Origin of the sequence: Streptomyces sp. NPDC087263 (assembly GCF_044744645.1) — a bacterium.
Classification (GTDB): domain Bacteria; phylum Actinomycetota; class Actinomycetes; order Streptomycetales; family Streptomycetaceae; genus Streptomyces.
The window spans coordinates 61,669-78,371 of sequence record NZ_JBIUYT010000011.1 but is presented as its reverse complement, the minus strand read 5'-3'; the positions used below and the strand labels follow the sequence as shown (position 1 = coordinate 78,371).

The window sequence follows — 16,703 nt, the reverse complement described above, 5'->3', positions numbered from 1 at the left end:
TTCTGGTGTAGACAAACAGGGCAAAGTGTGACGAACCATCACAGGCTGGGTGCGGTGTTCCGAAATCCGCATCCGGAGGTCGATGTGCCGCGTCCGCTCCCACTGAAGGAGCTCACCCGTGAGGTTCTGCGGGTCTTCACCCGTGACGGGGCGCCCCGTTGGCGCAGCACCGCGGCCGTGTTCACCTCGATGTCGGCGCTGGCCGCGACCTCACTGCTACCGGGTCCCGCGCTCGCCGAACCCCGCTCGGACCTGTGCGCCCTGAAGCGGACCGCGGCGCACCACTCGGAGGGCCTCGACACCTGGAACGCCGCCTACACCCGCCCGACCCGCGCCCTCGACGCGGTGATGGTCTTCCTGTCCTTCCCCGACTCGGAGCCGCAGACCACGCCCGCCGAACTGACCGCCGACTACTTCCCGGCCACCAGCCACTTCTTCGAGCGCGCCTCGTACGGCAAGTTCACGGTGCGCCCGCACTCGCAGCGCGACTGGATCCGGATGCCGCACCCCTCCACGGCGTACGCCATACAGCGCGACTGGAACTCCGCACACCGCGCCGCCTATCTGCGCGACGCGATCGCCGTGGCCGACCGGCAGGTCGACTTCTCGCGCTACGGCATCGTCTACTTCGTGGCCGACCCGGATGCGCCGGGTGTCGACTCGGACGCGACGAAGGTCGTCAACCTCGACACCCCCCTGCGCGCCGACGGCAAGGACATCCGCCGGGTCGTCACCGTCTTCGAGAAGCACCCGCCGGACCGTCTCGTCCTCGCCCACGAGACGGGCCATGTCTTCGACCTCCCCGACCTCTACCACCGCCCCGTCGACGGCAAGGGCGACTGGGACACCTATGTCGGTGACTGGGATCTCATGGGCAGCCAGTTCGGCCTCGCCCCCGACCTGTTCGGCTGGCACAAGTGGAAGCTGGGCTGGCTGGAACCGCGCCAGGTCGCGTGCGTGCGTGGCCGGGGGAGTACGCGGCTGACGCTGGAGCCGTTGGGGGCGGGGCCGGCGAAGGTCGGCGCGGCGGGAGCTCTCGGCGACTCTGCCGGCTCCAGCACCTCCGGCGCGCGGGCCTTCGGTTCCGGTCGGGGCACCAAACTGGCCGTGGTTCGTACGGGGCCCGGCAGTGTGCTCGCCTTCGAGGCGCGCGGCTCGGCGGGCAACGACGGGTCGACGTGCACGCAGGGCGTCCTCGTCTACCGCGTCCGCAGTGAGGCCCAGTCCGGCCGCGGCCCCATCGAGGTCCTCGACGCGCACCCCCGCTCCGAGTCCTGCTGGGCGGACTCGGTCTACCCGCCGCTCGCGGACGCCCCGGTGGGACTCGGGGAGACTTTCACGGTGCCCGGCGAGAACGTACGGATCGAGGTGGAGGACCGGACGGCTTCGGGGGCGTGGACGGTCAAGATCACGACCGGGTGAGCTTTCGAGCGGGCGGTCACCGTGGCCGACCTCGGCGGAGGTGCGGGTGGCGAAGCCCCCACAACGCGCGGCGAAGCCGCGCAGAAACAACGATGGCGAGACCGTTCGCGTATTCCGCGAACCATCTCGCCATCGCTAGCGTGCGCCGCCAGGGACTCGAACCCCGGACCCGCTGATTAAGAGTCAGCTGCTCTAACCAACTGAGCTAGCGGCGCCTGCTGACGTCGTAGACCTTAGCATCCAAGTCCTGGGGAGGAAAAATCGATATCCGCACTGCCGCGCGGGCTGCCCGTACGGTTGCCCACAGCAGGATCTCGGGGCCCGGGAGCCAGGGATGCCGGGTGTCGGGGGCGACGAGCCAGCGGGATTCCAGGCGGCAGGAGGGGCTCGGATCGCCGGAGTCGTGGGTACTCGGCGCGGGGACCGTGACCGCGTCGCCGATGCCGTGGCAGAGCAGGGGTGGAATCCCCTCGCTCCGGGAGCCCGACTCCTCCCATTCGAGAAGCGAGGGCAGTCGCTGTGCCGTACCGGGCGCGGCGAACAGCAGCATCCGCCCCCGGTAGGCGGCCACCGGGCCCGAGCCCGGCCCCTCGTCCCACAGCCGGTCGAGCATCCACCGCCCGAAGACCGCCGGGACGTTCACGACGTCGAAGGTGCTCCCGCAGGGCAGCACGACCGGGGCGCTCGGTCGTTCCTCCCAGAGCGCGAGCGTGCTGCGTGGGTACGTTCCTGCTGAGGCGAGCCAGGCGACTCCCTCGGACGTGACACCCGAGACGTCGAACTCGCCCACCGGATTCTGTGTGCTCATGGCAACAACATCTACCGGCGGTGAGCATGCGGTCTCCGAGAGTTGCCGGAAACCGGGACAGGAGAGGGTCGGATGCGGTATTTCAGCCCATCCGGCGTTTGAGGACGAGCGCGTCAGCGCGACAGCGGGGGCCTGAGGGCGACAGCCCCAGGACCCAAGGGACGGGGACGGGTAGGGGCGGAGGGGGCGAAAAACCCCACCCCACCCCAGGCGCCCCCGGCATCACGCGTGGTCCCCCACCCCGTGCCCAAGCCCATGCGCCCGCCCGCTGCCCTCCACCCCCCGAAGCAGATCGCGGCCGAACTCGATCATCTTCTTCGCGTAGTCCTCGGTCCACTCGGCCCGCTCCGCGACCGCGGCCGCCGTGAGCCGGTCGAAGCGCCGCGGATCGGCCAACTGCGCGGCGGCGACCGCCTGGAACTCGACGGCCCGGTCAGCCGCGGCGCGAAACGCCTGAGTCAGCTCCGTCGCCCGCGCCAGCAGCGCCTGCGGATCGTCTATCGACTCCAGGTCGAAGAAATGCTCCGGATCGCCGGCGGCCTCCGCCGGCTCGAAGAGCAGGGGCGCGGGGCGTAGCCGCGGTTCGTTCTGACGCGGCGTGGGCTCCGCCATGTCTTCTCCTCCTCGTACGGTTCTCAGGCACGCCTTGCGAGCGGGCCACCGTCTATTGTCCCCCGGCGGCGCAAGAGGGCCCGGGGAACCAGCGAACCGGGGTTGCCCACCGGGCGGGAGCTGCGGGCGCCCACCGGGCGCGAACCGGGCGGTTGCGGGCGCCCACCGGGCGGGAGCTGCCGCTCCCCACCAAGCGTGAGCTACGGCCGCCAAGCCACCCGATGCTCGCCCAGATGGGACAGCACCGAATGGTTCGCCTCCCAACCATCGGGAAACTTGACCGTGACGCCCAGCTGAACCGGTTCCGTGGACGGATGGTCGTCCAGCAGGTCCGTCACCCCCGCCCGGCACACCACGATGCACGCGTGCCGGTGCCGGGACGCGAGCACGCACAACCGGCCCGTCTCCAGATGGAACGCCGTCGCGTCCGGCCGCCCGGAGAGCGGATGCAGGACCACCGTCACATCGAACTCCCGCCCCTGAAGCCGGTTCGCCGTGTCGACGGTGACGTCCGCGACGCCGAGCTCGGCCAGCGCGGCCCGCACCGCGGCGGCCTGGTCCCGGTGGGCCGTGCCGACGGCGATCCGCTCTGCGGTCAGCGGCACCGGCTCGGCGGACCGCTCCGACGTGGCCGCCCCACCCCGGTCCAGGAGTCGGCGTACGACCTGGGCCACGGCCCGTACCGCTTCGGGATCCGTACGAGGTGTGTGCCGGGCCGGCAGCTCCAGGAGCCCCCAACCCGCCTCCGCCGCCTCGTCGATGACCCGGTCAGGACCCGAACCGTCCGACGGGACTCCGAAGTCGAGCCGCCGGTCGTCGTGGCCCGTACCGCTGCGGAACGGCGTGTACGGGTAGAACGCGTCCGAGACGAGCGGCGCCGCCGACGCGGGCAGCCGCCAGGACACCGGCAGCCGGTGCTGGGGCAGTTCGGGATTGTGGGCGAGCAGCGTCGTCACGGCGGACGCCGACGGGTCGTACGACAGGCCCGCCCACTGCTCGGATCCCACGGTCGCGAACGGGTCCAACTGCCCCGGGTCGCCCACGAACAGCGCCCGCTCGAAGAGCCCCGCGACGGCCAGCAGCGCGTCCGAACGCATCTGGTAGGCCTCGTCGACGATCGCGTGCCGCCACGGCTCGACGCCCTTGACATGCGCCCACTTGGCGGCGGTCGAGATGACGACGTCGAGGCCCGCCAGATCGGCCGCCTTGGCGGACTTGCGTACGTTCGCCAGGCCGTCGAGCGCCTTGTCGTACGGGTCGGGGTCGCTGTTGTGCAGCCGCCCGACGGGCAGCTCGGGATCCTTTTCGGCGAGCCGCAGCACCAGGTCGTCGACCTGGGCGTTGGTCTGCGCGATGACCATCAACGGGCGCCCCGCGGAGGCCAGTTCGAGCGCGGCCCGGACGACCAGGGTGGACTTGCCCGCGCCGGGCGGGGAGTCGACCACGACTCCGCGATGTGTGCCGTGCAGCGTGTCGTGGAGGATCGCGTCGGTTGCCCGGGTGGCGGCGGCGCCCGGATCGAAGTCGGTGCTCGTCGGGGATGTCACAGGACGTCCTCCTCCGTCACCGGGTCGGGACGGGGTGCGGCGTCGGCCTCACCCGGCGGCCCGCCGTGCGTCCAGGGTGTCTCCTCCGGGTCGGGCAGCTTCGCCCCGCCGCGCTGCTCGTGCTCGAAGAGCGTGAAGCAGACAAGGTCCCCCTTCTCCGGCACGGACCCGGCCTCGGGCTCCTTGCCGCGCCCCATCTTGTCGACCACGCGCAGGACGATCAGGGCGCCGTCCTCCTCGGCCGCGACGAACTCCGCCGCCTGCGGTTTCCCGCCCAACGAGCGGTACACCTTCGCCCGTTGCCCCAGATGCGGCCGGTCGTCCGTCCGGACCGTGACCAGTGGGCGCGGGCTCGGCCGCTTGCCCTCGCTGTACGCCATGACGACATCGATGACCTGGCCCGCGAAGGCCTCGCCGTCGAGCCGCCGTCCGGCCATGACGAGGGTGTCGTCCAGGGCCTCCTGGGCTTCCAGGCGGGCCTGTTCACGCTCGCGTGTGGCGAGTTTGTTGGCCGCGGTGACCGCGTCGTCGCGACGCGGCTGCGGGGGTTCGCCCGCGGTGATCCGGTCGCGGTGACCGGTGAACGACCAGCGGTCGCGGGTCCACCGGTCGGCCGCGTGGCTGCCCTCGGGCAGCTCCCGCAGCAGGTCCAGGCCACGCCACACGGCGTCCCAGGTGGGCCGCGTGACGCTCTCGACGAGGGAGTGGATCTCCCGCTCGGCGGTGACGAGGTCACCGAGCCGGTCGTCCGCCTCGATGCCGTCCTCGGCGGCGGCGAGTGCGGTGCGTGCCCGGCTGTAGCGCTCGATGGCGGGGGCCAGCAGCCTGTTGTCGAAGGCCGGGTCGGTGGCGGGTCCTGCGGGCGGACAGACGAGCTGCCCCCGGGAGTCCCGCAGCAACTCCGCCCGCAGCGCCGCCTCCGCGCCAGACGTGCCGTCCGCCGGGTCGATCCAGGCGAGCAGCGCTCCCAGGTGCTGGTCCTCAAGACTGCTCTGCCCGGTGGCCCAGTGCCGCGACAGGACGTCGGTGAGGGCGAGCAGCAGCGCGGATCCGGGCACCCGGGCCCGCTCCCCGTAGTGCGTCATCCACCGCCCGAGCAACGGCACCCGGGGCGGCGCCGGATGGGGCGCCTCCGGCTCCTCCTCGGCGGTGCGCCTGAAACGCATGGAGCGCCCCAGGAGTCGTACGAACTCCACACCCGACCGGCTCGGCACGATCAACTGCGGTGCGTCCGCGCACAGTTCGACCTCGACCTTGACGCGCTTGCCAGTCTCCGGATCGGTCTCGTTGCGCTCGGCGGCCTCCACCACGTCCGCGTACGAGTCGATGTACGGCAGTACGACGTCCGCGAGCTCGGCGAGGAACGCGAACCGCAGGTCGCGGTCCCGTGGCTGCGGTACGACGAGCAGCCGTGGCGCGTCCCGCTCGGTCCCGACGAGCGCCCCGAGCGGCGCCCCGGCCTCACCGGCGGTGATCAGCGGCACGAACACGAGGGGCCGCTCGGTGAGATGGCGGTGCCGCACGGTGGCGGTGGGCTGGGCCCGGCCGCTGTCGACGGCTTCGAGACGGGCGAGCGTGGCGATCAGCGACATACGGCGCCCTCCTGGACTCCCGAGGGCCCAAGCTCCAACGGCTGTACTCCAAGGACCTCGGCCCGCAGCTCCGCCGCTCTGCGCAGCGCCGCGACCGCCGGATCGGCCGGATCCCCGGCTTCCCCATGGGCCGCGGCCAGCACGTCACCCACCGTCGTCAGCCCGCCCAACTCGGCCCGCAGTGAGCGCCCCAAGGACGTCACCGCGCCCTTCGCGCGGGAGCGGCCGCGGCAGTGGAAGGCCAGCTCACAGGCGGCCAGGCACTCCGGGGCGTACGTCGCAGGGACGGACTCGACCGCGGCCGTGAGGGCGTCGGCGGAGAGGTCGGGGGAGAAGCAGGTGCCTTCGGGGAGGGCGTCGGCGATGTCCTCGACCCGGGTGAGGCGGGCGAGCTGGCGGCGGGTGACCGCGCGCTGCTTGCGGACGTCGACGGCGGACGCGGTCGGAAGGTTGGAGAAGTCCTTGGGGCAGACCAGAAGGATGCGGTGGCGGACCTCGGGAGCGGGGTCCAGCTGGGCGGCCACCTCCTCCAACGCCAGTACGTACACAGCGGACTGGCGCGCGGCCGCGCCCACCTTCGCCGGATCCGCCGAACCGTCCAGCATGGGGAAGGACTTGATCTCGACGACGGTCCAGCCGCCGTCGGGGTGCACGACCACCGCGTCGGGCTCCAGGAAGGCCGGGGAGCCGGCGACGTCGAGGGCGATCATGGGATGGTCGAGCAGGGTCCAGGCGCCGACATCGGTGGCCTCGCGCAGGGCGAGGGCCGTACGGGCCGCGCGCCCCTGGGGGCCGACCGCCGAGAGGTCGGGCACGCGCCCCGACGCGGGCGGCTCGGCACCGGGGTCCAGCTTCTCGTGCACGAGGCGGAGCAGCTCCGCGCCTCCGTCGGCCTTGACCCGGGCCTCGAACGCGTTGCCCCGCATGAAGGCGAACTGTGACTGCCCGAAGGCGGACGGCGAGCCCAGGCCTTCCGCCAGCTTCGCCTTGTCGACCCCCGCGCCGTCCAGGAGAGCCCGCCGGTCGCACCCGGGGTTGGCGGCGAGCGCCGCGAGGGCGCGCGCGTCCAGCGCCTTGGGGGGTACTGCCGGGCCGCGCAGGTCAGCGAGCCACTGCCGCAGCGCCGTCCCCCGCGTCCGTGGGGGCGGCACCCGGCTCGGCTCCGGGCCCGGTACGGGACTCGCGCTGTCGGGGAAATCGTTCACCCGCGGAAGTCTGGCACCCCGCACTGACAATTGAGGAACCTGCGCCGCGCGAGGTGCCCGAGGCCCGTGCGATCAGGGCGCCGGGGACCTTGGTGAAAGGCACGCCCACGACCTGTGCGAAACGCGCGCCCAGTGTCGTCCTCGCGCGGTCGGCGACCCGCAGCATGAAGGGGGTCAACAGCAGCCCCGCCCCCATCACCGCGGCGCCCGCGACCGCGTCGAGGAAGTAGTGGTTCGCGGTGCCCATCACGACGATCGTGGTGATCAGCGGATACGCGACGGCCGCGGCCTTGGCCACCGGCGTGCGGCCGTACTTCCACAACATCACTCCGCACCACAGCGCCCAGCCCACGTGCAGGCTCGGCATCGCCGCGTACTGGTTCGTCATGCCGCCCAGGCCGCGCGGGGCGCTCGCGTCGCCGGCCCACCAGCCGTAGTCGCTGTACTGCGCCATCGTGTCGACGAAGCCATGGCTCGCGTCGAGCAGCCGGGGCGGGCAGGTGGGCAGCAGCGTGAAGCCGATCAGGCCGATGAACGTGGAGGTCATGAGCCAGGTGCGGGCCGCGCGGTAACGCACGGCGCGGGACCGGAAGAGCCAGATCAGGATCGCGGGCGTGACCAGGTAGTGCAGGGACGCGTACCAGAAGTCGGCGGGTATGCCGAGCCAGGCCTCGCGGGTGAACAGGCGGTTCAGCGGGTGCTCGGCGTTCAGCCGGAGCGCCTTCTCGATGCGCAGGATCTCCAGGCCGTGGTCGACCGCGCCCGCCTCATTGCCCCGGGCGAGCAGCCGGCCCGCCGAGTAACACGCGTACACCATCAGGATCAGCGGGAGCTCGGTCCACCAGCGGAGCCGGGCCTGCGATCCCCCGGAGGTACGCAGCTCCGTCCACCGGCGAAGCCGGGCGCGTGGTACCGCCTCGGCGCGCGGTGCATCGGTCTGCGGCATCCAATCGCCCTCCCCCATCTGCTTGCGGTGACCCGACAGTCTGCACGGTCCGCCGACAGCGAGGTCTGCACAGTCTGCACACGAAGATCCGTGGCCACATTCGATTTTACGGTGTATGTGAACTCCCCGAACGGGGGCCCTCGGTCGTCAAAGACGCAGAGATCTCCCCGCGGGTTGCCCGGCGAGGGGGTGCGCGATGATGGGAATGACCGATCCCGCACACCTTGACGACCCACCCAGCACACCTGAAAGACCCTCTCCCCACACCCGAACAACTCTCTCCCTACACCCGAACAATCCCTCCCCACACCCATCGGAAAGGCATCTCTCCATGGCATCGCGCATCCTGCTGGCCCGGCATGGACAGACGGCATGGTCGCTGTCCGGCAAGCACACCGGCAGGACCGACGTCCCGCTCCTGGAAGAGGGCAGGCGCGGCGCCAAGCTGCTCGGCGAGCGGCTGCACCGGGCGCCCTTCGACGGGCTGGACGGGGTGGAGGTGCGCACCAGTCCGCTGGCACGCGCGCGTGAGACGTGCGAACTCGCCGGGTTCGGGGACCGCGCGACCACCTGGGACACGCTCATGGAGTGGGACTACGGCGCGTACGAGGGCATGACCCCGGCCGAGATCCAGGCGGTCCGGCCGGGCTGGCTCATCTGGCGTGACGGCGTCCCCGAGGGCGAGACCCGGGAACAGGTCTCCGCGCGCGCGGACGAGGTCGTCGCCTGGGCCCGCGCCGCCGACCGCGACGTGCTGATCTTCGCCCACGGCCACATCCTGCGCTCCATAGGAGCCCGCTGGCTGGGCCTCCCGATCGACTTCGCGGCCCGCGTCCGCCTCAATCCGACCTCGCTGTCGATGCTCGGGTGGGCCTATGGCGAGCCGGCGATCGAGTCGTGGAACGACTGCGGCCATCTGACCGCGTAATCACAGCGGCTCATTCTCGGCGCCGGCGACCGTCCTCACGCCGATCGCGGCAGCGACGCGTGCCGGTCCAGGAACGCCCCGACGCCCGACGCCCTCCGGTGCGGCAGGAGCACCCGCGCCGTTCCCGCCAGCATGGTCTGGATGCGCGAGGACTGGACCTCGTTCAGAAGGTCCAGGACACGCAGTCCCGCGACGGCGGCCTCGTCGGGGCGGCCACCGCGGGCGAGGTCGTCGGCGAGTTCGGCGGTGTACAGGGCCAGGTTGCGGGCGAAATGCGGGTCCTGAAGGGCCGCGGCCCGGTGTGCGTGCCGGGCAGCGCGGGGCCAGTCGCCCAGTGTCGACCAGCACTGCGCCTCCAGACCCTCCAGTTCGGCCTCTCCGTAGAAGGTCATCCACTCGGGATCCGTATCCGAAGGACCCCGCTCGTAGAGGGCCTGCGCACGCGCCAGCGCCTGCTCGCACCCCGCCCGGTCGGTGAGCCCCGCCCAGCCGCCCGCCTCACGCAGCGCGAGCAGCGACAGCAGCCGCGGGGAGCCCAGCGGGCGCGCTGCCCGCTGCGCCGCCTGCGCCGCCCGCACGGCCTCGCGCGGGCGCCCCGCGTCGCGCGCGAGGAACGCCGTGTTGCAGAAGGCGTGCGCCTCCAGAGCAGGGTCGCCGGACATCCGCGAGGTCGCGAGCGCCTCCGCGTAGTGCGAGCGCGCGTCGTCGAAGCGCCCGGAGTCGTGCGCCAGCCACCCCACCGAGATGGCCAGTTCACCCGCGCCCGCGTACAGCCGGTCGGCGGTCGCCTGCCGGGTGGTGCCGGCGTCGAGCAACTCGTACGCCGTCCGCAGCGGCGCCGCGGCCCGCCGGTAAAGACCGTCGGCCCCGTGCCGGTCGTCGAGCAGCCGGATCTTGCGTACGGCCTCTTCGAGGGCGCCGGCCTCGGACGTGCCCGCCCGGTGGACACGCCGGTCCGCGGCCGCGGCGGGGGAGCCGAACGCGACCCCGAAGGGCATCAGTGAGGCAGCCGCCACGGTGGCGGTGCCTCCCGTCATGAATGCGCGACGCTGCACGTCGCTCTCCTCGTGGTTCTGTTCGTGGTTCTCGTACGGATCGTGCGGGTCGTACGAGTGGCACCGATCGTGCGGGTCATGCGGGTCGTATCGAAGGTCTTGCGCTTCATACGGCCGGTCTTGCGCTTCGTACGTCTCATACGTCTCGCGCGCCCCCTCCGTCTCAGCTGAGGCGTGCGAAGGGCGTGCAGGGTGCGGAGGGGGCGCATCGTCGGTGTCGCGCGCTCCGCGTCCGCGTACCGATGAGCGGGGCGCGAAGCCCAGGTCGGTGAGCGTGCGGCCGGGGAACATGTGCAGGAACACCCGCTCGTACGCGTAGTTGGGACACCGGATCTCGCCCGCCTCGACGCGCCCGATATAGCGCGCGTCGCAGCTGACCCGCTCGCCGATCTCACGCGCGGCCCGCCGAACCGCCGCGGCGAACTCGCCGGGCGAGCGCTGTGCGCGCAGCCGCCGGAAGGCGAGGTTCGGCCGCGATGGCCTGGGGGGCTGGGACGAGGTCACCGTTGACGACGCCATGGTCGGGCCCTCTCTTGCGAACCGTCGAACCGTCGAACCGTGCCGGATTCAAGGCGAGTTACCTGGGTTGTGCCCTTTGGGCGCCCTGCGTCCGGCGGAGCAAGAACGTACCTGCTGTGACGGTCCCCCTACGCTGGGTTTGGCTACAAACCGGATATCTCATCCACGATCTGCCATGAACTGCCATCCTTTGCGGCGGTGTTACGCCGTAGCCGTTGACGTTCTGGCGCGTTGAACTCTGTGGACCGGGAGCCCCACCCGAACTCCCGACCCACTCGTCAGGAGGAGGGGTTCCGTGTTGGAGGCCGGGATGGAGACCAGGCAGACCACCGAGTTCCGAACGCCGCTGTCGACCGCGCAGCACCGGCCGTCGCCGGAGTCCAGCGCTCCACCGGAACCGGTCGCCGACTGCGACCTGGTGACGGTGCCCACGCGGCAGGGCCTGGAGGCGGTCGACATCCTGCGCCGTGGCTCGGGCGACGCCGTCGGACCCGTACTGCACGACGACGGCTGCGACACCCTCGGCTTCCTGGTGCCGCCCGGCACCGCGGACGCCTGGGACATGCCGGGCAGCACCTGTACGCACACCAACGGCCGCGGCCTGAGACTAGCCCCCGAGCCCCCGGTCGAGGGCTCGGACTGGCTCCTTCCGCCGGGCGACGCGGACCTCGCGACCGACCCGGCGGTACTGCGAGCGGCGCTCGGAGAGGCGGCGCGGCTGATCGAGGCGGCGGACAACTGCCGCTGAGGCGCCCAAAGGGCCGCCACTGAATCCGTCGCTGACCCGCCACCGAATCTGCCGCTGAACCCGCCACCGAATCCGCCGCTGAACCCGCCACCGAATCCGCCGCTGAGCCGACCCGCCCTTGCGCCCCGATAATGGCGGGATGGCAAGGGCGAGGAACAAGCGGTCCGACGACGGGCGCGACGCGGGTCGGGACGCGGGTCGTGACGCCGTGCGCGGCTCGCGGCGCGGGCAGGCGGCCGCGGCCGAAGCCGTCGTCGAGGCGGTCGACGGCGGGCTCGCCGAGCTGATGCCCGACCGGGACCGGGCGCGCGCCTGGACCCTGCTGATCGACGGCGCCCCGCAGTCGCACGTCGACCTCGACGACCCCAGGTATCTGAACTTCGAGTACCAGCGCCGCCTCGGCCACGTCATCGACCTGGTCGCCCCGCCCGGCAAGCCCGTGCACGCCGTGCACCTCGGCGGCGGCGCCCTCACCCTCGCCCGCTACACCGCCGCGACCCGCCCCCGCTCCACCCAGCAGGTCATCGAACGCGACGCCACTCTCGTCCAACTGGTCCGCCGCGAGCTGCCGTTGGATCCCGGCGCCCGCATCCGGGTGCGCTCCCTGGACGCCCGTGACGGACTCGCGAAGGTGCCGGACGGCTGGGCAGACCTGGTGATCGCGGACGTGTTCAGCGGGGCACGCACGCCGGCCCACCTCACCTCGGTCGAATTCCTCACCGACGTCCGCAGGGCCGTCAAACCCGGGGGCCTGTACGCCGCCAACCTCGCCGACGGCCCGCCGCTCGCGCATCTGCGCGGCCAGATCGCCACCGCCGCGGCGGTCTTCCCCGAACTGGCGCTGATCGCCGACCCGACGGTGCTGCGCGGCAAACGCTTCGGCAACGCCGTCCTCGTCGGCTCCGCCCGGCCGCTCCCGCTGGCCGAACTGACCCGTCGGGCGGCCTCGGACCCGCACCCCGGACGAGTCGAACACGGCAAGGATCTCGCCGACTTCACCGGGGGAGCGATACCGGTCACGGACGCGGCGGCGGTGGCCTCACCCGCGCCACCGCCATCGGTCTTCCGCTGAGCCGCCCCGTCGACGCTCAGTACACCTGTACCTGCGGCGCGCTGTCATGCCACGTGCAGAACACCGTCAGCCGGTCCACCCCCGAGCTGAACTCCACCCGGATCCACGTCTCCGTCTTCCACACCTGCATCGACCAGCCCGAACCCGGGGTAGCCGAGACGAGCGTCGCGGACGCCTTGCCGAGCGCGAAGACCGCCCGGCCGCCTTCGGTGTCGTAACTCTTGACCTGGGCGGACGAGGTACCGGACGAGGACGCCGAGGGGCTTGCGCCCAGAGTCCTCGAGGAGGTCGGAGTCGGCTCAGGGCTCTGCGGCGCCTTGCTCGACGGGCTGTTCGACGGCTCGGCCCCTTCCGCCGAGGTGGCGAGCGGCTTCGCCTCCGGCGGCGTCGCGTCACCCGCCGTGATGGGCAGGGCGCGCGGCGGGTCGTACACCGTCCCCGTCATCACCGAGTGGACACCCCACCACGACAGTGCGACCGCCGCGCCCGTGGCGAGCGACCAAGCGAGTACGTGTACGAGTCCTCTGCGCATCGCGGCCATACTGCCTCACGACCGCCTCACACGTCCCAGGGGTCTCTCAGACTTCGGGCGCCGCTGGGCCCTGGTCGCCTTGTCCACAACCGGCTCGTGCGGACTCGTACCGAGTTATCCACAGGCACCGGAGCGGCTCGCCCCGATGGCGTACGGTCCTGCCCATGGCAAGTGTGCTCGTGGTCGAGGACGACCAGTTCGTACGCTCAGCCCTCATCCGGCATCTGACCGATGCCGCGCACACCGTGCGCAGCGTCGGCACCGCCCTTGAGGCGCTGCGCGAGGTCGCCCATTTCTCCTTCGACGTCGTGATCCTCGACCTCGGTCTGCCCGATCTGGACGGGGCCGAGGCGCTGAAGATGCTGCGCGGAATCACCGACGTCCCGGTGATCATCGCCACCGCACGGGACGACGAGGCGGAGATCGTCCGGCTGTTGAACGACGGCGCCGACGACTATCTGACCAAGCCGTTCTCGGTCGAGCACCTGTCGGCGCGGATGGCGGCCGTCCTGCGCCGCACCCGGGTGCCCGCGGGGGACGTGCCCCCGTCGTCGGTCATCCGGGTCGGCGGACTCGCCATCGACCCGCTGCGCCGCCAGGCCGAACTGGACGGCGTACGGCTGGATCTCACCCGGCGTGAGTTCGACCTGCTCGCCTTCCTGGCCGGGCGGCCCGGCGTCGTCGTGGCACGCAGGGAACTGCTCGCCGAGGTGTGGCAGCAGACGTACGGGGACGATCAGACCATTGACGTCCATCTGTCCTGGCTGCGAAGGAAGTTGGGCGAGACGGCGGCCAGACCGCGCTATCTGCACACCCTGCGGGGTGTCGGCGTGAAGCTGGAGCCGCCGCTATGAGCCGGATCTCGGTCGGGGGGTGGGCGTCATGAGGTGGGCGCTGGTCAAGGTGTGCGTGGCGGTGACCACGATGGTCGTGGTGGCCTTCGCGGTGCCTTTCGGCCTTGTCATCAAGGAGATGGCCAGGGACCGGGCGTTCTCGAACGCCGAGCGGGAGGCCGCGGCGATCGCGCCCGCGCTCTCCATCACCACCGACCGGGACCAGTTGGAGCGGGTCGTCGCCTCCGCGGGTTCGAACCAGGGCATCGCCGTGCACATACCTGCCGCCGACGGCGCGGCCGCGGTCGAGATCGGCAGGCAGCGCGCCGCCGACGAGGACATCACCACGACCCGGAAGCTGGGCCGCGCCTCCACCACCGAGGTCCCCGGCGGCTCCACCCTGCTCCAGCCCGTCGCGCTGAGCTCCGGCAAGATCGCCGTCGTCGAGGTCTACGTCCCCGAGTCCGAGGTCGGCAACGGCATCGGCCCGGCCTGGGCGGTACTCGCCGCGGTCGGCGTCGCGCTCATCGTCGGCTCGGTCGCGGTGGCCGACCGTCTTGGCGTGCGGATGGTGCAGCCCGCGCAGCGACTGGCCAAGGGCGCGCACGAGTTGGGCGAGGGCAAACTGGGGGCGCGGGTGCCCGAGGAGGGGCCCACCGAACTGCGCCTCGCGGCGGTCGCGTTCAACTCGATGGCCGATCAGGTCGTACAACTGCTCGCCAACGAAAGGGAGTTGGCGGCCGACCTCTCGCACCGGCTACGCACCCCGCTGACCGTGCTGCGGCTCAACACGGCCTCGCTGGGCGACGGACCGGCCGCCGAGCAGACCCGGGCGGCCGTCGCACAGTTGGAGCGCGAGGTCGACACGATCATCCGGACGGCCCGGGAGGCCAAGCCGCAGACCGCCGCGATAGGCGTCGTCGCCGGGTGCGACGCGTCCGAGGTCGTGCGCGAGCGGATGGACTTCTGGTCGGCGCTCGCGGAGGACGAGGGCCGCAAGGTGCGGGTCGCGGGCGTGGACCGTCCGGTACGCATACCCGTCGCCCGCGCCGAGCTCGTGGCCTGCCTCGACGCGCTGCTCGGCAACGTCTTCCGGCACACCCCGGAGGGCACCGCCTTCGCGGTCGACGTACACAACAGCGAGGACGCCGTGATCGTGCTGGTGTCGGATGCGGGTCTCGGGATCAGGGACCCGGAGGCGGCGATGGCACGCGGGCGCGGGTCCGGGAGCGACGGCTCGACGGGGCTCGGCCTCGACATCGTGCGCCGGCTCGCGGAGTCGACGGGCGGGGATGTGCGGATCGGTTCGTCCGTGCTCGGGGGGACGGAGGTGCGGATCTGGATCCAGCTGGACGGGCGCGCGCCGGTCCGGCGCGGGCATGGGGGGTCCGTACGGCGTCGGCGGCGCGGGGTGGGTGTGGGCTGACGGTTGTTCGGGCCGACCGAGGGGACCGGGTCGACCGAGGCGGCCGCGCGGGTCAGTCTGCCTGTGCCTGTGCCTGGGCTCCGGTGTGGGCTGGAGGCTTGTGCCTGGACTTGGGTTCCGGTCTGGGTCTGGAGGCTTGTGCCTGGGCTTGGGCCTTCGGCTGCGGCTGGAACTCCGCCTCCGCCTGCGCTTCGGCCTGGGCTTGGGCCTGGACTTTCGCCTAGGCCCCGCTGGGGGCTCACGCCGGGCCGTGCACCTGGGCTCCCGCCTGGCCTTACATCTGGGCTTCCGCCTAGGCCTGGTAGCCGGCGAAGAGGTCGAGCAGGCCCTGAGGGGCGTCGTCGCGGAAGCAGATGATCAGGTTCTCGGCGGACTCGGCCGCGGAGGTCTCGCTGCGGGGGAACAGCGCCTGCTCGTAGGCGGCGAGGGCGGCTTCGGTGTCGCCGGGGTGTGCGGCGAGGGCGGCGCCGAGTTCGGCTCCGTCCAGCATGGCGAGGTTGGCGCCCTCGCCGGCGAAGGGTGACATGACGTGGGCGGCGTCGCCGAGCAGGGTGACGCCGGGGACGCGGTCCCAGCGGTGGCCGACGGGCAGGGCGTGGATCCGGCGGGGGACCAGCGCACCGTCGGCGTCGGCGACCAGCGCCCGCAGGCTCTCGTCCCAGCCGGCGAATTGATCGAGGACGGCAGCCTTGGCCAGGCCGGTGTCGGTGAAGTCGATGCCGTCGATCCACTCCTCGGGCACCTTGAGCGCGGTGTAGATGTGCAGGCTGCCGTCGGGCTCGCGGTGGGCCAGGAAGCCCTTGCCCGCGCCGAGGGCCATGAACATACCGCCGCCGACGACGCCGGCACTGTCGGGGTGACGGGTGTCGGCGTCGAGCAGGTCCGCCTCGACGAAGGACAGGCCGGAGTAGACAGGGGTGGCGTCGGAGACCAGCGGACGGATCCGGGACCAGGCTCCGTCGGCGCCGATCAGCAGGTCGGTGGTGAAGACGGAACCGTCGGCGAGGGTCACCTCGTGGCGGCCTCCGCCGAGCGGGCGCGCCCCGGTGACCTTCGCGTCCCAGCGGATCGTGCCTTCGGGCAGCGAGCCGAGCAGGAGGTCACGCAACTTGCCGCGCTCGACCTCGGGGCGGTCGCCGTCGCCCTCGTCGTCCTGCTTCATACGGACGACGGAGTGCTGGTCGAGGACGCGCATGGCCTCGCCGCCGGGGTGGACGAGGGCGCGGAAATCGTCGTGGAGGCCGGCGGCGCGCAGTGCGGCCTGACCGGATTCCTGGTGGATGTCGAGCATGCCGCCCTGCGCGCGGGCGGTCGGTGAGGCGTCCAGGTCGAAGAGGGCGGCCTCGATGCCGTGGACGTGCAGGACGCGGGCGAGGGTGAGGCCGCCGAGCCCGGCGCCGATCACGGCTACGGGGTGGTGAGGAGGCGTGGCTGTGGTCGTGGTCATGGTCGTGCTCC

General features: G+C 72.1%; 15 protein-coding genes and 1 tRNA gene. 6 read left to right on the top strand and 10 right to left on the bottom strand.

What is annotated here, in order from left to right; all coding sequences use genetic code 11:
• Positions 1–84 precede the first annotated feature (84 nt).
• Positions 85–1,422: a M6 family metalloprotease domain-containing protein gene (locus tag ACIPC1_RS31565; RefSeq protein WP_402523126.1), complete on the top strand. Its 1,338-nt coding sequence runs from the start codon at positions 85–87 to the stop codon at positions 1,420–1,422.
• A 141-nt stretch (positions 1,423–1,563) separates the two neighbouring features.
• On the opposite strand, the gene ACIPC1_RS31560 is transcribed toward ACIPC1_RS31565, so the two are convergent.
• The 7 genes from ACIPC1_RS31560 to ACIPC1_RS31530 all read right to left on the bottom strand — a co-directional run bounded on the left by ACIPC1_RS31560 (position 1,564) and on the right by ACIPC1_RS31530 (position 8,132).
• A tRNA-Lys gene (locus ACIPC1_RS31560) sits at positions 1,564–1,637 on the bottom strand.
• Positions 1,628–2,230, bottom strand: a complete 603-nt coding sequence (locus ACIPC1_RS31555; protein ID WP_402523124.1) for a bifunctional DNA primase/polymerase — start codon at positions 2,228–2,230, stop codon at positions 1,628–1,630. Before ACIPC1_RS31555 ends, ACIPC1_RS31560 begins: the two co-directional genes overlap by 10 nt.
• 222 nt (positions 2,231–2,452) lie before the next feature.
• Positions 2,453–2,842 (bottom strand): hypothetical protein, encoded by a 390-nt coding sequence (locus ACIPC1_RS31550; RefSeq protein WP_402523121.1) that lies wholly within the window; start codon positions 2,840–2,842, stop codon positions 2,453–2,455.
• A 200-nt stretch (positions 2,843–3,042) separates the two neighbouring features.
• Positions 3,043–4,389 carry an AAA domain-containing protein gene (locus ACIPC1_RS31545; RefSeq protein WP_402523119.1) on the bottom strand — a complete coding sequence of 449 codons (1,347 nt, stop codon included), beginning with the start codon at positions 4,387–4,389 and terminating at the stop codon, positions 3,043–3,045.
• Positions 4,386–5,981 carry a hypothetical protein gene (locus ACIPC1_RS31540; RefSeq protein WP_402523116.1) on the bottom strand — a complete coding sequence of 532 codons (1,596 nt, stop codon included), beginning with the start codon at positions 5,979–5,981 and terminating at the stop codon, positions 4,386–4,388. Before ACIPC1_RS31540 ends, ACIPC1_RS31545 begins: the two co-directional genes overlap by 4 nt.
• Positions 5,972–7,132, bottom strand: a complete 1,161-nt coding sequence (locus tag ACIPC1_RS31535; protein ID WP_402523527.1) for a hypothetical protein — start codon at positions 7,130–7,132, stop codon at positions 5,972–5,974. Before ACIPC1_RS31535 ends, ACIPC1_RS31540 begins: the two co-directional genes overlap by 10 nt.
• Positions 7,083–8,132: a phosphatase PAP2 family protein gene (locus ACIPC1_RS31530; protein ID WP_402523114.1), complete on the bottom strand. Its 1,050-nt coding sequence runs from the start codon at positions 8,130–8,132 to the stop codon at positions 7,083–7,085. The genes ACIPC1_RS31535 and ACIPC1_RS31530 overlap by 50 nt, the downstream gene beginning before the upstream one ends.
• Before the next feature lie 331 nt (positions 8,133–8,463).
• Here ACIPC1_RS31530 and ACIPC1_RS31525 point away from each other — a divergent pair, with 331 nt between their 5' ends.
• Positions 8,464–9,060: a histidine phosphatase family protein gene (locus tag ACIPC1_RS31525; protein ID WP_384375878.1), complete on the top strand. Its 597-nt coding sequence runs from the start codon at positions 8,464–8,466 to the stop codon at positions 9,058–9,060.
• A 35-nt stretch (positions 9,061–9,095) separates the two neighbouring features.
• On the opposite strand, the gene ACIPC1_RS31520 is transcribed toward ACIPC1_RS31525, so the two are convergent.
• Complete coding sequence (locus tag ACIPC1_RS31520) at positions 9,096–10,634, bottom strand: hypothetical protein (RefSeq protein WP_402523111.1); 1,539 nt, start codon at positions 10,632–10,634, stop codon at positions 9,096–9,098.
• Between the two features lie 310 nt (positions 10,635–10,944).
• Here ACIPC1_RS31520 and ACIPC1_RS31515 point away from each other — a divergent pair, with 310 nt between their 5' ends.
• Complete coding sequence (locus tag ACIPC1_RS31515; protein WP_384376125.1) at positions 10,945–11,382, top strand: hypothetical protein; 438 nt, start codon at positions 10,945–10,947, stop codon at positions 11,380–11,382.
• Between the two features lie 286 nt (positions 11,383–11,668).
• Positions 11,669–12,454 (top strand): spermidine synthase, encoded by a 786-nt coding sequence (locus ACIPC1_RS31510; RefSeq protein ID WP_402523525.1) that lies wholly within the window; start codon positions 11,669–11,671, stop codon positions 12,452–12,454.
• A gap of 16 nt (positions 12,455–12,470) precedes the next feature.
• Here the strand turns inward: ACIPC1_RS31510 and ACIPC1_RS31505 are convergent, their stop codons facing one another.
• Entirely contained in the window at positions 12,471–12,986 is a 516-nt protein-coding gene (locus ACIPC1_RS31505) for a hypothetical protein (RefSeq protein ID WP_402523108.1), read from the bottom strand.
• A gap of 164 nt (positions 12,987–13,150) precedes the next feature.
• On the opposite strand from ACIPC1_RS31505, the gene ACIPC1_RS31500 reads away from it, so the two are divergent.
• Positions 13,151–13,840, top strand: a complete 690-nt coding sequence (locus tag ACIPC1_RS31500) for a response regulator transcription factor (protein ID WP_402523105.1) — start codon at positions 13,151–13,153, stop codon at positions 13,838–13,840.
• Positions 13,841–13,868: 28 nt separating this feature from the next.
• A complete protein-coding gene (locus tag ACIPC1_RS31495) occupies positions 13,869–15,245 on the top strand; it encodes a sensor histidine kinase (protein ID WP_402523103.1) in 1,377 nt (458 codons plus the stop codon).
• 292 nt (positions 15,246–15,537) lie between these two features.
• On the opposite strand, the gene ACIPC1_RS31490 is transcribed toward ACIPC1_RS31495, so the two are convergent.
• Entirely contained in the window at positions 15,538–16,692 is a 1,155-nt protein-coding gene (locus ACIPC1_RS31490; RefSeq protein WP_402523101.1) for an FAD-dependent oxidoreductase, read from the bottom strand.
• Between the last annotated feature and the right edge of the window lie 11 nt (positions 16,693–16,703).

Coding starts and splice junctions, on each gene's coding strand:
- ACIPC1_RS31550 (WP_402523121.1), bottom strand. CDS start 2,842: ATGGCGGAGCCCACGCCGCGTCAGAACGAACCGCGGCTACGCCCCGCG.
- ACIPC1_RS31520 (WP_402523111.1), bottom strand. CDS start 10,634: ATGGCGTCGTCAACGGTGACCTCGTCCCAGCCCCCCAGGCCATCGCGG.
- ACIPC1_RS31490 (WP_402523101.1), bottom strand. CDS start 16,692: ATGACCACGACCACAGCCACGCCTCCTCACCACCCCGTAGCCGTGATC.
- ACIPC1_RS31495 (WP_402523103.1), top strand. CDS start 13,869: ATGAGGTGGGCGCTGGTCAAGGTGTGCGTGGCGGTGACCACGATGGTC.
- ACIPC1_RS31555 (WP_402523124.1), bottom strand. CDS start 2,230: ATGAGCACACAGAATCCGGTGGGCGAGTTCGACGTCTCGGGTGTCACG.
- ACIPC1_RS31515 (WP_384376125.1), top strand. CDS start 10,945: ATGGAGACCAGGCAGACCACCGAGTTCCGAACGCCGCTGTCGACCGCG.
- ACIPC1_RS31510 (WP_402523525.1), top strand. CDS start 11,669: ATGCCCGACCGGGACCGGGCGCGCGCCTGGACCCTGCTGATCGACGGC.
- ACIPC1_RS31525 (WP_384375878.1), top strand. CDS start 8,464: ATGGCATCGCGCATCCTGCTGGCCCGGCATGGACAGACGGCATGGTCG.
- ACIPC1_RS31505 (WP_402523108.1), bottom strand. CDS start 12,986: ATGCGCAGAGGACTCGTACACGTACTCGCTTGGTCGCTCGCCACGGGC.
- ACIPC1_RS31500 (WP_402523105.1), top strand. CDS start 13,151: ATGGCAAGTGTGCTCGTGGTCGAGGACGACCAGTTCGTACGCTCAGCC.
- ACIPC1_RS31530 (WP_402523114.1), bottom strand. CDS start 8,132: ATGCCGCAGACCGATGCACCGCGCGCCGAGGCGGTACCACGCGCCCGG.
- ACIPC1_RS31540 (WP_402523116.1), bottom strand. CDS start 5,981: ATGTCGCTGATCGCCACGCTCGCCCGTCTCGAAGCCGTCGACAGCGGC.